At 71.7% G+C, this 16,423-nt stretch carries 12 protein-coding genes; 7 read left to right on the forward strand and 5 right to left on the reverse strand.

The genetic code is table 11. The features are described 5' to 3' along the window. Positions 1–351: 351 nt before the first annotated feature. Both HO151_RS01015 and HO151_RS01020 read right to left on the reverse strand, forming a co-directional pair. Entirely contained in the window at positions 352–1,557 is a 1,206-nt protein-coding gene (locus HO151_RS01015) for a sorbosone dehydrogenase family protein (RefSeq protein WP_173894250.1), read from the reverse strand. A gap of 117 nt (positions 1,558–1,674) precedes the next feature. Next, the gene (locus HO151_RS01020) at positions 1,675–2,685 is read right to left on the reverse strand and encodes an aldo/keto reductase (protein ID WP_173894251.1); all 1,011 of its coding nucleotides are present in this window, start codon (positions 2,683–2,685) and stop codon (positions 1,675–1,677) included. A gap of 74 nt (positions 2,686–2,759) precedes the next feature. Between HO151_RS01020 and HO151_RS01025 the strand changes: the two genes are divergently transcribed. From HO151_RS01025 to serA, 6 genes are all read left to right on the forward strand, one after another. Beyond that, on the forward strand, positions 2,760–3,701 hold the full coding sequence (locus HO151_RS01025) for a 2-hydroxyacid dehydrogenase (RefSeq protein WP_173894252.1): 942 nt from the start codon (positions 2,760–2,762) through the stop codon (positions 3,699–3,701). A gap of 422 nt (positions 3,702–4,123) precedes the next feature. Continuing rightward, entirely contained in the window at positions 4,124–7,096 is a 2,973-nt protein-coding gene (locus HO151_RS01030) for a bifunctional diguanylate cyclase/phosphodiesterase (protein ID WP_254594613.1), read from the forward strand. A 240-nt stretch (positions 7,097–7,336) separates the two neighbouring features. Then, positions 7,337–9,193 (forward strand): acetolactate synthase large subunit, encoded by a 1,857-nt coding sequence (locus HO151_RS01035; protein WP_173894254.1) that lies wholly within the window; start codon positions 7,337–7,339, stop codon positions 9,191–9,193. Positions 9,194–9,218: 25 nt separating this feature from the next. After that, a complete protein-coding gene (gene ilvN, locus HO151_RS01040; protein ID WP_173894257.1) occupies positions 9,219–9,746 on the forward strand; it encodes an acetolactate synthase small subunit in 528 nt (175 codons plus the stop codon). 148 nt (positions 9,747–9,894) lie between these two features. After that, positions 9,895–10,893, forward strand: a complete 999-nt coding sequence (ilvC, locus tag HO151_RS01045; protein WP_173894258.1) for a ketol-acid reductoisomerase — start codon at positions 9,895–9,897, stop codon at positions 10,891–10,893. Between the two features lie 292 nt (positions 10,894–11,185). After that, a complete protein-coding gene (gene serA, locus HO151_RS01050) occupies positions 11,186–12,775 on the forward strand; it encodes a phosphoglycerate dehydrogenase (RefSeq protein WP_173894259.1) in 1,590 nt (529 codons plus the stop codon). Positions 12,776–12,918: 143 nt separating this feature from the next. Here serA and HO151_RS01055 read toward each other — a convergent pair whose 3' ends face one another. Next, complete coding sequence (locus tag HO151_RS01055; RefSeq protein WP_173894261.1) at positions 12,919–14,484, reverse strand: MFS transporter; 1,566 nt, start codon at positions 14,482–14,484, stop codon at positions 12,919–12,921. 123 nt (positions 14,485–14,607) lie between these two features. Between HO151_RS01055 and HO151_RS01060 the strand changes: the two genes are divergently transcribed. Then, a complete protein-coding gene (locus tag HO151_RS01060) occupies positions 14,608–15,222 on the forward strand; it encodes a TetR/AcrR family transcriptional regulator (RefSeq protein ID WP_173894263.1) in 615 nt (204 codons plus the stop codon). A gap of 93 nt (positions 15,223–15,315) precedes the next feature. Here HO151_RS01060 and HO151_RS01065 read toward each other — a convergent pair whose 3' ends face one another. Both HO151_RS01065 and HO151_RS01070 read right to left on the reverse strand, forming a co-directional pair. Further along, a complete protein-coding gene (locus tag HO151_RS01065; protein ID WP_173894264.1) occupies positions 15,316–15,993 on the reverse strand; it encodes an HAD family hydrolase in 678 nt (225 codons plus the stop codon). 102 nt (positions 15,994–16,095) lie between these two features. Then, the coding region (locus HO151_RS01070) for a CdaR family transcriptional regulator (protein WP_173894265.1) at positions 16,096–16,423 on the reverse strand (328 nt) is incomplete at its 5' end.

Consider the following 16,423-nt stretch of genomic DNA (forward strand, 5'->3'; position numbering starts at 1 on the left):
CCACCGGCCGGTCGGTCGCCGGTCCGTCTGTCACCGGCGCGTCCACCACGGACCAGTCGGTCGCCGGTCCGCCTGCCACCGGCCGGTCGGTCGCCGGTCCGTCTGTCACCGGCGCGTCCACCACGGACCAGTCGGTCGCCGGTCCGCCTGTCACAGGTCCGCCTGTCACAGGTTGGTCGGTCGCCGGTCCGTCTGTCACCGGCGCGTCCACCACCGGTCGGTCGGTCACGGGCCGGGTCCGTCACCGGCCCGTCCGCCACCGGTCGGTCCGGCCGGGTCGGCTGGGGTCCGGACAGCCCGGGGAGGTGCCCTTCGGCCGGGTCGGCGGCCGCCCGCGCGGACGGCCCCGGCTCACTTCACCCGCAGCTCCAGGATCCGGTCGTCGGTGCCGTTCGGGGTCCCCCGTCCGTCCGTCTCGCTGGTGACCAGCCACAGCTTGTCGCCGCCCGCCGCCACCACCGTGCGCAGCCGGCCGTACTCGTCGGTCAGGAAGTCCTGCGGCTCCGCCGACTTCCCGGTGCCGTCCAGCGGGATGCGCCACAGCCGCTTGCCGCGCAGGCCTGCCATCCAGACGGAGCCCTTCGCGTAGGCGATGCCGCTGGGGGACGCCTTGTCGGTGCTCCACTGGTCGACTGGGTTCTCGTACCGGGAGTCGTCGGCCTTGCCCTCCGCGTCCGGCCAGCCGTAGTTGCCGCCCGGCTTGATGTGGTTCAGCTCGTCCCAGGTGTCCTGGCCGAACTCCGAGGCGAAGAGGCGCTGCTCGGTGTCCCAGGCGAGGCCCTGCACATTGCGGTGGCCGTACGAGTAGACCGGCGAGCCGAACGGGTTGCCCGGTGCCGGCTCGCCCTCCGGCGTCAGACGGAGGATCTTGCCGCCCGTCGACTTCTTGTCCTGGGCCAGCTCGGTGACGTAGGTCTCGCCCGTGCCCACGTACAGCATCCTGTCCGGGCCGAAGGCGATCCGGCCGCCGTTGTGGTTCGTGCCCTTCGGGATGCCCCGGAACACCGTGTCGGGCGCGCCCAGTTGCTCACCGGCCGGCTTCCGCGCGTCGTACTGCATGCGCACGACGCGGTTGTCGGAGTCCGAGGTGAAGTACGCGTAGACCATGTGGTCCGACGCGTACGACGGGGAGAGGGCCAGCCCCATCAGACCGCCCTCGCCGCCGGGGGCGACCCCGGGCACCGAGCCCAGTTCGGTCTTCTTCCCGGTCCTCTCGTCGACCCGGGTGATCGTCCCCCCGTCCCGCGAGGACACCAGCAGGCCGCCCTCGGGCAGCGGAGCGAGGCCCCAGGGTGTCTTGAGGCCCTCGGCGACGGTCCGTACGACCTCCACGGAACCCTTGGCGGGCGGTGTCGGCGCGGCCGCCCGCCCGGAGGCCGGGGCCGAGGTGCCCGGCTCCGGACTGCCCGGGGACGAGTTCCCGCCGTTGCCCGGCTCCTCCCCGCCGTCCGAGGAGCAGCCGGCCGTCAGCAGGAGCGCGGCTGCGGCCAACACGGCCGTCACAGCTCGACGTTGCACGATCAGGTTCCCTTCGCCGCGGCACGTTCTCTTGTTCATACACCGCCCGGACCCCACGAGTTCCCGATCACGGACGCCGAATCGCCGGTACACCGCCGGAACCGGGCGATCCGGCCCCGCAAGGCCCGCCCGGTACCGGTACCGCCGGGGTCCTGTTCAGTCCCAGGAACCCAGTGCCGGGGGCAGAGCCGCGATCTCGGCCAGGTCCTCCTCCGTGAGGCGCAGCCCGGCCGCTCCCGCGTTCTCCGCGACCCAGCACTCCCGCTTGGCGCCGGGCACCGGAACCACGTGCGGCCCGCACGACAGCACCCACGCCAGGGCCACCTGCGCGGGGGTGACGCCCGTTCCCCGCGCCGCCGAGTGGCGGGCGGCCACCCGGCGCAGACCGACGACTATCGGCTGGTTCGCGGCCATCATCTCGGCGGTGAACCGGGGATGCCGGGCCCGTAGGTCGTGGCGCTCGAACCCCTCGCCGGGGGTGAGCGTCCCGGTCAGGAAGCCGTTGCCGAGCGGCATCGCCGCCAGGAACCCGACACCGCGCGCCTCGCACCACGGCAGCAGGGCCTCCAGCGCCTCCGGCGACCACACCGACAACTCGGCCTGCACCGCGCTCACCGGGAAGACCTGCTGCACCCGCTCCAGCGTGCGGATCGTCCCGTCGTACGGTCGCGCCCCCGGCCTGCGGCGGAAGTGCGCCCCCACCGCGCACAGCCCGAGGGCCCGCACCTTCCCCGCCGTGACGAGCTCCGCCATCGCCCCCCAGGTCTCCTCGACCGGCACCTCCGGGTCCTCGCGGTGCAGCTGGTAGAGGTCGATGACATCCGTCTGCAGCCGGCGCAGCGAGGCGTCGCACGCCCGTCTCACGTAGCTGGGGCGGCCGTTGGCCACCAGGTGCTGCTCGCCCACCAGCAGGCCGACCTTGGTCGACACGAAGGCCCGCGCGCGCCGGTCCTTCAGCGCGCGCCCCACCAGCAGCTCGTTGGTGAAGGGCCCGTACATGTCGGCGGTGTCCAGCAGCGTCGCGCCCCGGTCGAGGGCCGCGTGCACGGTCCGCAGCGACTCGGCGCCCCGCTGCCGCGAACCCGAGTACGCCCAGCTCATCGGCATGCAGCCGAGGCCCACAGCCCCCACTTCGAGCGCCGCCGCCCCGATCGTCCTGCGCTCCACCGGCCGCGCCCTCCCTTTCCTGGCACCCCAAACTAACCCCTGCGTCCACGGGTCCTTCGCATAGCCTCCTGACCATGACGTACGAAGTGTGGCTCCCGTATCCCGCAGCCGAACTCGAAGGACTTCCCCAAGGGCCCCACTACCGCCACTGGGACGGCGGGGACGACTTCCCCGGCGACCCCGCGCACTGCTCCTTCTACGTCGTGCCGTACATGAAGGGCAGCGAGGTCTCGGTGCGCCCCCTGGGCGGCATGACGTCCGTGGAGGTCGTGCAGACCCTGACGGCCGGGATCGACCACGTCGAGCCGGGACTCCACCTGCTGCCTTCCGGAGTGCGGTTGTGCAACGCGCGCGGGGTGCACGACGCCAGCACCGCCGAGCTGGCCCTCACCCTGATCCTCGCCTCGCTGCGCGGCATCCCCGACTTCGTCCGCGGACAGGACCGCGGGGAGTGGCGGGCCGGATTCCGTCCCGCGCTCGCGGACCGGAGCGTCCTGATAGTCGGCTACGGGGCGATCGGCTCGGCAGTCGAGGACCGGCTCGTACCGTTCGAGCCCGCGCGGGTGGCGCGCGTCGCGCGCTCCGCCCGTGAGACGGCGCGCGGCTCAGTGCATCCGATCGCCGCCTTGCCTCGACTTCTCCCCGAGGCCGATGTCGTGGTGCTCGTCACGCCCCTCACCGAGCAGACGAAAGGCCTGGCCGGCGCCGATTTCCTGGCCCGCATGAAGGACGGGGCGCTCCTGGTGAACGTGGCCCGCGGCGGGATCGTCGACACCGGGGCGCTGCTCGCCGAGCTGGAGAGCGGCCGGCTCCGGGCGGCCCTGGACGTCACCGACCCCGAGCCGCTGCCGCCGGGACACCCCCTGTGGCATGCGCCGAACGTGCTCATCAGCCCTCACGTGGGCGGGCCGACCTCGGCGTTCCTCCCACGCGCCCGACGGCTCCTGGTGGACCAGTTGAACCGTTTCGTGAACCGCGAGCCCCTGCGGAACGTGGTCCTTACGACGGGCTCGTAGTCCTCCCCGCTCCCGGCCGCGCACGGGTGGGGAGCGCTCGCGGGCACCCTCCGCAGTCCCCCGAACGCGTACCGTGGCCGGATCCCTGCTGATCGTCACGGAGCGTAGAGGTGCTATGTCCCTGAGTGACGAGTCTGGTGTATCGTCCCGACAGGGGACGCGCCACGCACGATTCGGCGCCGGGGACTGAGACAGCAGCAGTGAGGGGGGCGACGGGCGATGCATGGCCTGAGGACCAACGATCCGACGCGGCGGGACCGGCGACGGCGACCCTGGTGTCCACCCGCGCGCAGAAGCCGCCACGGCGGCCGGCACCTCCGGCGGCCGGGCGGCCGCCGCAGGCACGGCCCCCCGGCGCACCGGGACCAGAGGGACTCGGGGGCGGCCCGGACCGGGGAACCGCAGTGAGCACCCCGGGGGCACTGTCGGCCCGCGGGTCGGTCGCCACGGGCAGGGCGGGCGCCGTCCCGCAGCTGGTCCTCGTCCTGATGTGCGCGGGGTACGCCGCCGGCGCCGCGCTCGGCTGGGGCTCACCCGAACTCGCCCTGATCATGGGCGACTTCGGTCTGAGCGCCGCCGCCGCCAGCGCGGCCGTCTCCTGCTTCCTCTGCGCCCGCACCCGGCGCAGCCGCTTTCGGCCCGCGTGGCTGCTCTTCTCGCTCTCCTCCGCGATGGCCGCCGCGGGCAACTTCGTCTGGGGCTGGTACGAGGTCGTCCTGGGCGTCCCGGTGCCCAACCCGAGCTACGCCGACCTGTTCTTCCTGTGCTTCGCGCCGCCCGCCATCGTGGGCCTGCTCGTCCTCGCCAAACGGCCCGTGAGCAGGGCCGGCTGGGTCTGCCTGGGACTCGACGCATGGCTGATCGGCGGCTCGCTGCTCACACTCTCCTGGAGCCTCGCGCTCGCCCAGGCGGCGAAGGCGGAGGGGCCGGGCGTCCCGCACACCGCGCTGTCGCTCGCCTATCCGCTGCTGGACATCGCCCTCGTCAGCATGGTGCTCGCACTGCACTTCAAGCGCTCGGCGGTGAACCGCTCCGCGGTGAACACCGCGATCGGGGCGCTGGCCCTCACGGTGGTGTGCGACGCCCTGTTCACCTCGCCGCTGCTGCACGACGACTACCGCTCCGGGCAGCTGCTCGACGCCGGCTGGTTCGCCGGCTCCCTGCTGCTCGCCTACGCCCCGTGGATGGGGCACCGAAACGGACCCACGGAAGAAGAAGGGCGCACGCGCGTGGTGCACGGCTACGTGCCCGGGCCCCGGCAGGGACAACCGGCACACGTGCCCCTCCAGGAAGGAGGTCACAGTCGGTATCCGGCCAGCCGGCCCCTCACCAGCTCGCTGGCGGCACTCACGCCCTACCTGGCCGCCGCCGTCTGCACGCTGGGAATCCTCTACAACGTGCTCAACGGCCGCAGCGTCGACCGCGTGGTGCTCGTCACCGGCGGGACGGTCGTGCTCGCCCTCGTCGTGCGCCAGGGCATCATGCTCCTCGACAACATCACGCTCACCCAGGAACTGGCCCAGAAGGAGAACCACTTCCGCTCCCTGGTGCAGGGCTCCAGCGACGTCATCATGATCGCCGCCCCGAGCGGCATCCTCCGGTACGTCAGCCCGGCCGCCGCCGGGGTCTACGGACGCCCCGCCGAGGAGCTGGTCGGGTCCGAACTCGCCTCGCTGATCCATCCCGAGGACCTGGACTGCGTGGTGCACGAGCTGCGCCGCTTCCTCTCCGCCAGCCCCGCCGAGGAACCCACCACCCGTATCGAGTGCCGCTTCCGGTCCGGCGGTGGGGGCACCTCCCGCTCGAACGGAGCCGAGAGCGGGGGAGGCTGGCTCAACGTCGAGTCGACCGTCAAGCGGCACCACGGCAACCTCATCCTCAACAGCCGTGACGTGACCGAGCGGGTCCGCCTCCAGGCCCAGCTGCAGCACAACGCCGAGCACGACCCGCTCACCGACCTGCCCAACCGGGCCCTGTTCACCAAGCGCGTCGGCCAGGCGCTGTCCGGCCGCCGCTCCTCCGACCACGGCACCGCCGTGCTCTTCATCGACCTCGACGGCTTCAAGGCGGTCAACGACACGATCGGCCACCAGGCCGGCGACGAGCTCCTCGTGCAGGCCGCCCGCAGACTCCAGGACGCGGTCCGCAAGGGGGACACCGCCTCCCGGCTCGGCGGCGACGAGTTCGCGGCCCTGATCGTCGGCGACGGCTCCCGCGACCGCGCGGCGCGTGAGCGCCACATCTTCGAACTCGCCGACCGGCTCCGTACGACCCTCTCGCAGCCGTACCGCATCGACGGCAACGATGTCCGGGTCGCCGCCTCCATCGGCGTGTCCTTCTCCGAGCCGGGCCTCGGCGCGGGGGAGCTGCTGCGCAACGCCGACCTGGCGATGTACCGCGCCAAGGCGGCGGGCAAGGGCCGGGTCGAGCTGTACGCGCCCCAGATGCAGCAGGACGTCGTACGGAAGGCGGAGCTGGCCACCCGGCTGCGCGCCGCCCTGCACGACGGCGAGTTCACGCTGCTGCACCAGCCCGTGGTCTCCCTGCAGACCGGCCGCATCACGGCGGTGGCCGCGCAGGCGCGCTGGCGCTCGGCCCAGGGGGTGCTCTTCACCCCCGACGAGTTCCTGCGCGTGGCCGAGGACGGCGAGCGCAGCGCCGAGCTCGGCCGCTGGCTGCTGGAGGAGGCCGTCGAACAGGCCGCCGAGCGCACCGCCACCGGGCACGCCGTGCCCGTCGCCGTCCGGATGACGGCCCGCAGACTGCTCGACCGCTCCATGCCCCTCAGCTCCGTGGAGGCCCTGCTGACGCGGTACGGACTGCCCTCGGGCGGCCTCATCGTCGAACTGGCCGAAATCGACCCCAAGGTGTCCCTGGACGAGCTGGAGCGCCGGCTGAAGACGCTCAGGCGGCTGGGCGTCCGGATCGCCCTCGACGGCTTCGGCAGCGGCTGGGCCACCGTCACCGCGCTGCGCCGGCTGCCCCTGGACGTACTGAAGCTGGACCGCGGTCTGGTCGAGGGGGTCGTCGAGTCCGCCCGGCTCCACAAGATCACCAGTGGGCTGCTGCGGATCGCGAACGACCTGGGGCTGCAGTCCGTGGCCGACGGGGTGGACCTGCCCGAGCAGGTCGTCGCCCTGCGGTCGATGGGCTGCACCCACGGGCAGGGCCTGGCCTTCTCCGGGCCGCTGGACGAGTACCGGCTGCGCCGCGCCCTGGCGTCCGGCGGCCACTCCGTGCCGCACGGTCCCGTCGAGCCCGTCTTCGTGGGAAGCGGCAGCGGCGTCTACGCGGGCGGGGGCACCAGCGCCTACGCGGCGGGGGCGGCCTCGGGAGGCTATGGGACCGGGACCGCCCTGCGCTCACATGATGAGACTCCCGTCCCACCCACTTGACACGCACAGTGCGCCGGGGAGAGGGTCTGTGCCATGCGCACCCGAATTCTCGTACTTGGAAAGCGCGTCGGCTGAGCTGGGACGCACCGGATCGGATGATCCGGAAGCCCCGGTGACCGCACCCGACGCGCTCCCCTCGCCTGCCTCACGGCACGAGGGGTTTTTTGTTGCACGAGTGCCTGTCGACCAGTAACCGCACACCGCGCAAAACGCGCAAAAACCCTCAGCATCGAGAAGAGAATGCCGATGACCGAGCAGGCCACCGGGGCCCATCACCCGCAGCCGCGGCCCCGTTCCGGAGGACAGCAGTCCGCCCCTGAGCAGGTGACGGGAGCGCAGTCCCTCATCCGCTCCCTCGAGGAGGTCGGGGCCGAGACGGTATTCGGCATTCCCGGCGGTGCGATCCTTCCGGCCTACGACCCGCTGATGGACTCCAAGCGGGTGCGGCACGTGCTCGTCCGCCACGAGCAGGGCGCGGGTCACGCGGCCACCGGTTACGCCCAGGCCACCGGCAGGGTCGGCGTCTGCATGGCGACCAGCGGCCCCGGCGCCACCAACCTGGTCACCCCGATCGCCGACGCGCACATGGACTCCGTGCCGGTGGTCGCCATCACCGGTCAGGTCGCCTCCAAGGCGATCGGCACGGACGCCTTCCAGGAGGCGGACATCGTCGGCATCACCATGCCGATCACCAAGCACAACTTCCTGGTGACCAGGGCCGAGGACATCCCGCGGACGATCGCGGAGGCCTTCCACATCGCCTCCACCGGCCGCCCGGGGCCGGTCCTGGTCGACATCGCCAAGGACGCCCTCCAGGCGCGGACCACGTTCCAGTGGCCGCCCGTCCAGGACCTGCCCGGCTACCGCCCGGTCACCAAGCCGCACGCCAAGCAGATCCGCGAGGCGGCCCGGCTGATCACGCAGGCCAGGCGCCCCGTCCTCTACGTCGGCGGCGGCGTCATCAAGGCCGGTGCCACCGCCGAGCTGAAGGTCCTCGCCGAACTCACCGGAGCGCCCGTCACCACCACCCTGATGGCGCTCGGCGCGTTCCCCGACAGCCACCCGCTGCACGTGGGGATGCCGGGCATGCACGGTTCGGTCACCGCCGTCACCGCGCTGCAGAAGGCCGACCTGATCGTCGCCCTCGGAGCCCGCTTCGACGACCGCGTCACCGGCAAGCTGGACAGCTTCGCCCCGCACGCGAAGGTCGTCCACGCCGACATCGACCCGGCCGAGATCGGCAAGAACCGCGCCGCCGACGTGCCGATCGTCGGGGACGCCCGCGAGGTCATCGCCGACCTGGTCCAGGCCGTGCAGAAGGAGCACAGCGAGGGCCGCACCGGGGACTGCACGGCCTGGTGGAAGGACCTCGACCGCTGGCGTGAGACGTACCCGCTCGGCTACGAGCAGCCCACGGACGGCTCGCTCTCCCCGCAGCAGGTCATCGAGCGCATCGGGCAGCTCGCGCCCGAGGGCACGATCTTCGCCGCGGGCGTCGGCCAGCACCAGATGTGGTCCGCGCACTACATCCAGTACGAGCGGCCCGCGACCTGGCTGAACTCCGGCGGCGCCGGGACCATGGGCTACGCGGTGCCCGCCGCGATGGGCGCCAAGGCCGGTGTGCCGGACCGCACGGTCTGGGCGATCGACGGCGACGGCTGCTTCCAGATGACCAACCAGGAACTCACCACCTGCGCCCTGAACAACATCCCGATCAAGGTCGCCGTCATCAACAACGGCGCCCTCGGGATGGTCCGCCAGTGGCAGACCCTCTTCTACAACCAGCGCTACTCCAACACCGTGCTGCACTCCGGCCCCGACGCGGACGGCAAGCAGCCGAGCGCCGGCACCCGCGTCCCCGACTTCGTGAAGCTGTCGGAGGCCATGGGCTGCCACGCGATCCGCTGCGAGTCGCCGGAGGACCTCGACAAGGTCATCGAGGAGGCGAACGCGATCAACGACCGCCCCGTCGTCATCGACTTCATCGTCCACGAGGACGCCATGGTGTGGCCGATGGTCCCCGCCGGCACCTCCAACGACACGATCCTGGCCGCCCGGGACGTCCGCCCCGACTTCGGCGACGGCGAAGACGACTGAGAGCCGTAGGTAAAGGAAGCAGACCATGTCCAAGCACACGCTCTCCGTCCTGGTGGAGAACAAGCCCGGTGTCCTCGCCCGGATCACCGCCCTCTTCTCCCGCCGCGGCTTCAACATCGACTCGCTGGCGGTCGGTGTCACCGAGCACACCGACATCTCCCGCATCACCATCGTGGTGAACGTGATCGAGGAACTCCCCCTCGAACAGGTCACGAAGCAGCTCAACAAGCTCGTCAACGTCCTGAAGATCGTCGAGCTGGAGCCGGGCGCGGCCGTCCAGCGCGAACTCGTCCTGGTGAAGGTGCGCGCCGACAACGAGACGCGCTCCCAGATCGTCGAGATCGTCCAGCTGTTCCGCGCCAAGACCGTCGACGTCTCCCCGGAGGCCGTCACCGTCGAGGCCACCGGCGCCAGCGACAAGCTGGAGGCCATGCTCAAGATGCTGGAGCCGTTCGGCATCAAGGAGCTCGTCCAGTCCGGCACGATCGCCATCGGCCGCGGCTCCCGCTCCATCACCGACCGGTCGCTGCGCGCACTGGACCGCTCCGCGTAGGCCCGTACGCCCGCGAGGGACGCGCGCACGACTGGAAACAGGCGGCCGGCAGCCGTCGGCCGCCCGCATTCCGAGACCCCGGAACCTCCCCCCACCCCACCGGCATACGGTGGGGAGCAACACCTGCACACCAAGGAGAGAACCCAAAGTGGCCGAGCTGTTCTACGACGCTGACGCCGACCTGTCCATCATCCAGGGCCGCAAGGTCGCGGTCATCGGTTACGGCAGCCAGGGCCACGCCCACGCGCTGTCGCTCCGTGACTCGGGTGTCGACGTCCGGGTCGGTCTGCACGAGGGCTCCAAGTCCAAGGCCAAGGCCGAGGAGCAGGGCCTGCGCGTGGTGACCCCCTCGGAGGCCGCCGCCGAGGCCGACGTCATCATGATCCTGGTCCCGGACCCGATCCAGGCCCAGGTCTACGAGGAGTCCGTCAAGGACAACCTGAAGGACGGCGACGCGCTGTTCTTCGGCCACGGCCTGAACATCCGCTTCGGCTTCATCAAGCCCCCGGCCGGCGTCGACGTCTGCATGGTCGCCCCCAAGGGCCCGGGCCACCTGGTCCGCCGCCAGTACGAGGAGGGCCGCGGCGTCCCGTGCATCGCGGCCGTCGAGCAGGACGCCACCGGCAACGGCTTCGCGCTGGCGCTGTCGTACGCCAAGGGCATCGGCGGCACCCGCGCCGGCGTGATCAAGACGACCTTCACCGAGGAGACCGAGACCGACCTGTTCGGTGAGCAGGCCGTCCTCTGCGGTGGTACGGCCGCGCTGGTCAAGGCGGGCTTCGAGACGCTGACCGAGGCCGGTTACCAGCCGGAGATCGCGTACTTCGAGTGCCTGCACGAGCTGAAGCTCATCGTCGACCTCATGTACGAGGGCGGCCTGGAGAAGATGCGCTGGTCCATCTCGGAGACCGCCGAGTGGGGCGACTACGTCACCGGCCCGCGGATCATCACGGACGCCACCAAGGCCGAGATGAAGAAGGTCCTCGCCGAGATCCAGGACGGCACCTTCGCGCAGGCCTGGATGGACGAGTACCACGGCGGTCTGAAGAAGTACAACGAGTACAAGACCCAGGACGAGAACCACCTCCTGGAGACCACGGGCAAGGAGCTGCGCAAGCTCATGTCGTGGGTCAACGACGACGAGTGACTCCGCCGGTTCGGCCGCGGCACCGGGACGTCCCGGTGCCGCGGCCGCGCCTGTCCGCCCGAGGTGCCGTCAGGGGCTCTGCCCCCGGATCCCGCCCCTCGACCACCGGAGGGGCCGAAGTCCGCACGTGCGGGTGATCCTTCTGCGGAGACGCGTGAACACGGCGCGCGACCACTAGACTGCTCAACCAATACGCGTCGGGCCCACAGCGTCGTGCGTCTCTCAACGCGGCAACCCTCCACCGCCTGCGGCCGTCGGGACGGCCGTCCGCAATGGACTTGTGAGGACTCACGTGAGCTCGAAACCTGTCGTACTCATCGCTGAAGAGCTGTCGCCCGCGACCGTCGACGCCCTGGGCCCGGACTTCGAGATCCGGCACTGCAACGGCGCGGACCGCGCCGAGCTGCTGCCCGCCGTCGCCGACGTCGACGCCATCCTGATCCGTTCCGCGACGAAGGTCGACGCCGAGGCCGTCGCCGCGGCGAGGAAGCTGAAGGTCGTCGCACGAGCCGGCGTCGGCCTGGACAACGTCGACGTCGCCGCCGCCACCAAGGCCGGCGTGATGGTCGTCAACGCCCCCACCTCGAACATCGTGACCGCCGCCGAGCTGGCCTGCGGTCTGCTCCTCGCCACCGCGCGCCACATCCCGCAGGCCAACACGGCCCTGAAGAACGGCGAGTGGAAGCGCAGCAAGTACACGGGCGTCGAACTCGCCGAGAAGACCCTCGGCGTCGTCGGCCTCGGCCGCATCGGCGCGCTCGTCGCCCAGCGCATGTCGGCCTTCGGCATGAAGGTCGTCGCCTACGACCCCTACGTACAGCCCGCGCGGGCCGCGCAGATGGGCGTCAAGGTCCTCTCGCTGGACGAGCTGCTCGAAGTCAGCGACTTCATCACCGTCCACCTGCCGAAGACGCCCGAGACCCTCGGTCTCATCGGCGACGACGCGCTGCACAAGGTCAAGCCGTCGGTGCGGATCGTCAACGCCGCGCGCGGCGGGATCGTCGACGAGGCCGCGCTGTACTCGGCGCTCAAGGAGGGCCGCGTCGCCGGCGCCGGCCTCGACGTGTACGCGAAGGAGCCCTGCACGGACTCCCCGCTCTTCGAGCTCGACCAGGTCGTCTGCACCCCGCACCTCGGCGCCTCCACGGACGAGGCGCAGGAGAAGGCCGGTATCGCCGTCGCCCGCTCGGTGCGCCTCGCCCTCGCCGGCGAGCTGGTCCCGGACGCGGTGAACGTGCAGGGCGGCGTCATCGCCGAGGACGTCAAGCCGGGCCTGCCGCTCGCCGAGCGGCTCGGCCGCATCTTCACCGCGCTCGCGGGCGAGGTCGCGGTCCGCCTCGACGTCGAGGTGTACGGCGAGATCACCCAGCACGACGTCAAGGTGCTCGAACTCTCCGCGCTCAAGGGCGTGTTCGAGGACGTCGTCGACGAGACCGTGTCGTACGTCAACGCCCCGCTGTTCGCGCAGGAACGCGGTGTCGAGGTGCGGCTGACCACGAGCTCCGAGTCCCCGGACCACCGGAACGTGGTGACCGTGCGCGGCACCCTCGGCGACGGCCAGGAGGTCTCGGTGTCCGGCACGCTCGCCGGCCCCAAGAACCACCAGAAGATCGTCGCCGTGGGCGAGTACGACGTGGACCTGGCGCTCGCCGACCACATGGTCGTCCTCAACTACACCGACCGCCCCGGTGTGGTCGGCACGCTCGGCCGGATCCTCGGCGAGGCCGGCATCAACATCGCCGGTATGCAGGTCGCCCGCGCGGACGTGGGCGGCGAGGCACTGGCCGTCCTGACGGTGGACGACACGGTTCCGCAGCCGGTGCTGACGGAGCTGGCGGACGAGATCGGCGCGACGCAGGCGCGTTCGGTCAACCTGGTCTGAGGCCACCCGGACCCGCCTGGGACTGCCGCGCCAGTTCGTGTCTGCGGGTCCGGTGAGGGCTGGTCGCGCAGTTCCCCGCGCCCCTGGGTACCCGGGGGCGCGGGGAACTGCGCAAACGGGGGTTCGGGAGCGGAGCCCCTGAGTCAGTGACGGGAATGGGCAGGATCGGCGGGGGCGAGATCCGGGCATTGCGTATCGCGGACCGGTACCCGGCGCAGGGCCACCGCAGCAAGCACTGCCCCGCCCAGCAGGAGCAGCGCCCCGGCGGTCGCCGCCGCCTGCATCCCGTTCGTGAACGCCTCCCGCGCCGTGGCCGCCAGTGCCTCGCCCGCCCCTGAGGGCAGCCGCGAGGTCTCCGCGAGCGCCGCCCCGAGCGTCTCGTGGGCCGCAGCCGGGGCCCGGTCCGGCATCTCGTGGCGGTACACCGCCGTGCCGATCGACCCCAGCAGCGCCATCCCCAGCGCGCCTCCGAACTCCGCGCCGGTCTCCAGCACCGAGGACGCGGTCCCCGCCTTCTCCGGCGGTACGGCCCCCAGGGCGAGGTCCGTCATCAGGGACATCACGGTGACGATCCCGGAGGCGATGAGCCCGGCTCCGGCCAGCACCGGCCACAACGAGTCCGTGCCGGTGGCCGTGAGGAGACCGTAACCGCAGGCGGCGAGCAGGAAGCCGCCGCAGACGACGTGCGCGCGGTTCACGCCCCGCCGCACCGCCCACGCGGCGACCGGCGCGGCGACACCGACCGGGACGGCGGGCAGCAGGCCCCACAGCGCCGCCTCCATGGAGCTCTTGCCGAGCACCGACTGCAGGTACTGCGTGGTGAAGAGCGCCGAGCCCATCATCGCGAACGACGACAGCAGGTTCAGGGTGACGGCGGGTGCGAAGCCCCGGCCGCGGAAGAGCGAGGGCGGGATCATCGGCGACCCGGCGGTCCGCCGGCGGTGGACGAAGAGCACGGCGAAGAGCAGACCGACGGTCACGGAGACGACGTACCGGACGTGCCAGCCCTGCGACGGGATCTCCTTGAGCCCGTAGACCACCGGCAGTACGGCCGCCATGGACAGCACCACGCCCGGCAGGTCGAAGCGGCCCGGCTCCGGATCCCTGGACTCCGGCAGGAGGAGCGGGCCGACGACCAGCAGCAGCGCCATCGCCGGCAGGTTCACCAGGAACACCGAGCCCCACCAGAAGTGCTCGACGAGGACGCCGCTCATCACCGAGCCGAGCGCGACACCGCCCGTCATCACCGCGGACCACAGGCCGATCGCCTTGGAGCGCTCGCCGGGATCGGTGAAGAGGGTGCGGATCATCGCCAGGGTGGACGGCATCAGCGTCGCGCCGCCGATGCCGAGCACGGCGCGGGCCGCGATCAGCGTCTCCGCGCTGTTCGCGTACGCCGCGACCAGGGACGCCACGCCGAAGGCGGCGGCGCCGCTGAGGAGGAGCCTGCGCCGGCCGACGCGGTCACCTATCGATCCCATCGTCATCAGCAGCCCGGCGAGCACGAAGGCGTACATGTCGAAGATCCACAGCTGCTGGGTGCCGCTCGGCCGTAAGTCGGCGCTGATCTGCGGGATCGCGAAGTAGAGGACCGAGACGTCCATCGAGACCAGGAGCAGCGGCAGCATCAGGACGCCGAGCGCGGTCCATTCGCGGCGCCCGGCGGGGGAGTGGGTGTTCGGGCCCGTCGGGCTCAGGGGATGCGTCATGCCGCGGACTGTACAGACGTATTAAACGATCGTCTATTACAGTCGTATAGATCAACCGTATGGATGGGGCGTATAAAACATCCGTCTGGGACAGATTTCTGTCGCAGCGCTACGCTGACCCGCATGGGACACCGCGAGGATCTGCTCGAAGGCGCCAAGCGCTGCCTGCTGGAGAAGGGTTTCGTGCGGACGACCGCGCGCGACATCGTCAGGGAGTCGGGGACGAACCTCGCGTCGATCGGCTACCACTACGGCTCCAAGGACGCGTTGCTCGCACAGGCGTACATCGCCCTCGTCGAGGCGGTCTCCGACACCTTCGAGGCCGGGGGGCACCCTCCGGCCGGTACCGAGCCGGGCTCGCTGGAGAGGTTCCACGAGGTCTGGCGGAACGTCATCAGGACCATGCGCACACCCGGTTCGCCCTGGCACCTCAGCATGGAGATCATCGCCATGGGCGACAAGCTGCCCGAGGTGCGCGACCACCTGGCGAAGGCCCAGCGCGAAGCGGCGCGCGGTGTCATCCCGATGCTGATGGGCGGTCTGGAGGAGGACGTCCCGGAGGACGACGTCGACACCCTCGGCAAGTTCTACATGACCCTGATGATGGGGCTCATCGCGCAGTGGACCTTCGACCCCGGCACCGCGACCCGCGCCGACGAGCTCACCGAAGGGCTGCGGCGGGTCGTCGAGGCCTCGGGCGGGAAGGTGCCGGGGCCGACGACGGGGGAGCCGTCCTGACGCTCCGGCCGCGGCGTGTCCGGCCGCGGCGTGTCCGGCCACCGTGTGCCCGGCCCGCCACGGCGGCGGTGGTGGCGGTGGCGGCGTCCATGGTCAGGGCCGTACCGCCGGGGCTCCGTGCGGACGACGGCCGACGACGTAGGTGATGGCCGACGTGATGTCGTCGGTGACGTGCGTCGGCCGGAACGCGGCCTCGGTCCACGGCCGGCCCGCCGACACCCACACGCTGCGGACACCGTCGAGCGCGTTCGCTCCGCCGATGTCGGCGTGCGGCGAGTCCCCGATCATCCAGGCCCCGCGCAGGCAGGCCCCCGCGGTCGCCGCGGCGGTCCGGAAGATCTCCGGCGCGGGTTTCCTGCACCCGGCCGCCTCGGAGATCACCCATCCGTGGACGATCCGGTCCAGCCCGGTGCGCCGGATCTTCGCCTCCTGCTGTGCGGTACGGCCGTTGGTGACGATCACGCAGGTCCAGCCGGCCGCGACGGCTCCGGCGAGTACGTCGCGCACGGCGTCGTCCAGCACGACCCGGTCCGCCGCGCCCCGGTCGAGAAGGGACCGGACGGCCTCCCCGGACGCGCCCTCCCCGTAGCGCCCGATGACGGCGCGCGCCACGTCCTCCCTCGGCGCGTAGCCGCCGGCGTCGACGGACATCAGCCAGGCGAGGTCCTCCCCGGGGAGTCCGCAGGCGCGGAGGAACGCGGAGGCCGCCGCGCGGAAGGCGGCATCGCGGTCGACGAGGGTGTTGTCGAGATCGAGCATCAGCAAGGACATGCGCTGGAGCAGAGCACGCCTCTCACGGCTTCCACAGTTTCCACGGCGGGATCCGGCCTCGTCCTTCCCCGCGGCACCCACGTCGCACCGCTGCTGGCCGCGCTACTGGCCGCGCTGCTGGATACGCTGCGCCTTCAGCGCCATGTGCAGCAGCAGGCGTGCCTCGCCGTCGTCCAGGTCCAGGCCGGTGAGTCGCTCGACCCGGGACAGGCGGTAGTAGAGGGTCTGGCGGTGGATGCCCAGGTCGGCCGCGGTGCGGCCGGCCTGGCCCGCGCAGTCGAGGTACGCCTCGGCGGTGCGGGCGAGTTCGCGGTGGGCGGGGGCGAGCAGCGGCCGTACGACCGGATCGTCGGCGGCGGCCGGCGGCAGCGTCGTCAGCAGGCGGTACGGGCCGATCGACGACCAGTGCGCGACCGGACCCAGCCGCGGC

This window comes from Streptomyces sp. 8P21H-1 (genome assembly GCF_013302945.1).

Bases quoted from the DNA above. Each gene is read 5' to 3' on its own strand.
- HO151_RS01015 (WP_173894250.1), bottom strand. From the start codon at position 1,557: ATGAACAAGAGAACGTGCCGCGGCGAAGGGAACCTGATCGTGCAACGT.
- HO151_RS01025 (WP_173894252.1), top strand. From the start codon at position 2,760: ATGACGTACGAAGTGTGGCTCCCGTATCCCGCAGCCGAACTCGAAGGA.
- HO151_RS01035 (WP_173894254.1), top strand. From the start codon at position 7,337: ATGCCGATGACCGAGCAGGCCACCGGGGCCCATCACCCGCAGCCGCGG.
- ilvN (WP_173894257.1), top strand. From the start codon at position 9,219: ATGTCCAAGCACACGCTCTCCGTCCTGGTGGAGAACAAGCCCGGTGTC.
- HO151_RS01055 (WP_173894261.1), bottom strand. From the start codon at position 14,484: ATGACGCATCCCCTGAGCCCGACGGGCCCGAACACCCACTCCCCCGCC.
- HO151_RS01060 (WP_173894263.1), top strand. From the start codon at position 14,608: ATGGGACACCGCGAGGATCTGCTCGAAGGCGCCAAGCGCTGCCTGCTG.
- HO151_RS01065 (WP_173894264.1), bottom strand. From the start codon at position 15,993: ATGTCCTTGCTGATGCTCGATCTCGACAACACCCTCGTCGACCGCGAT.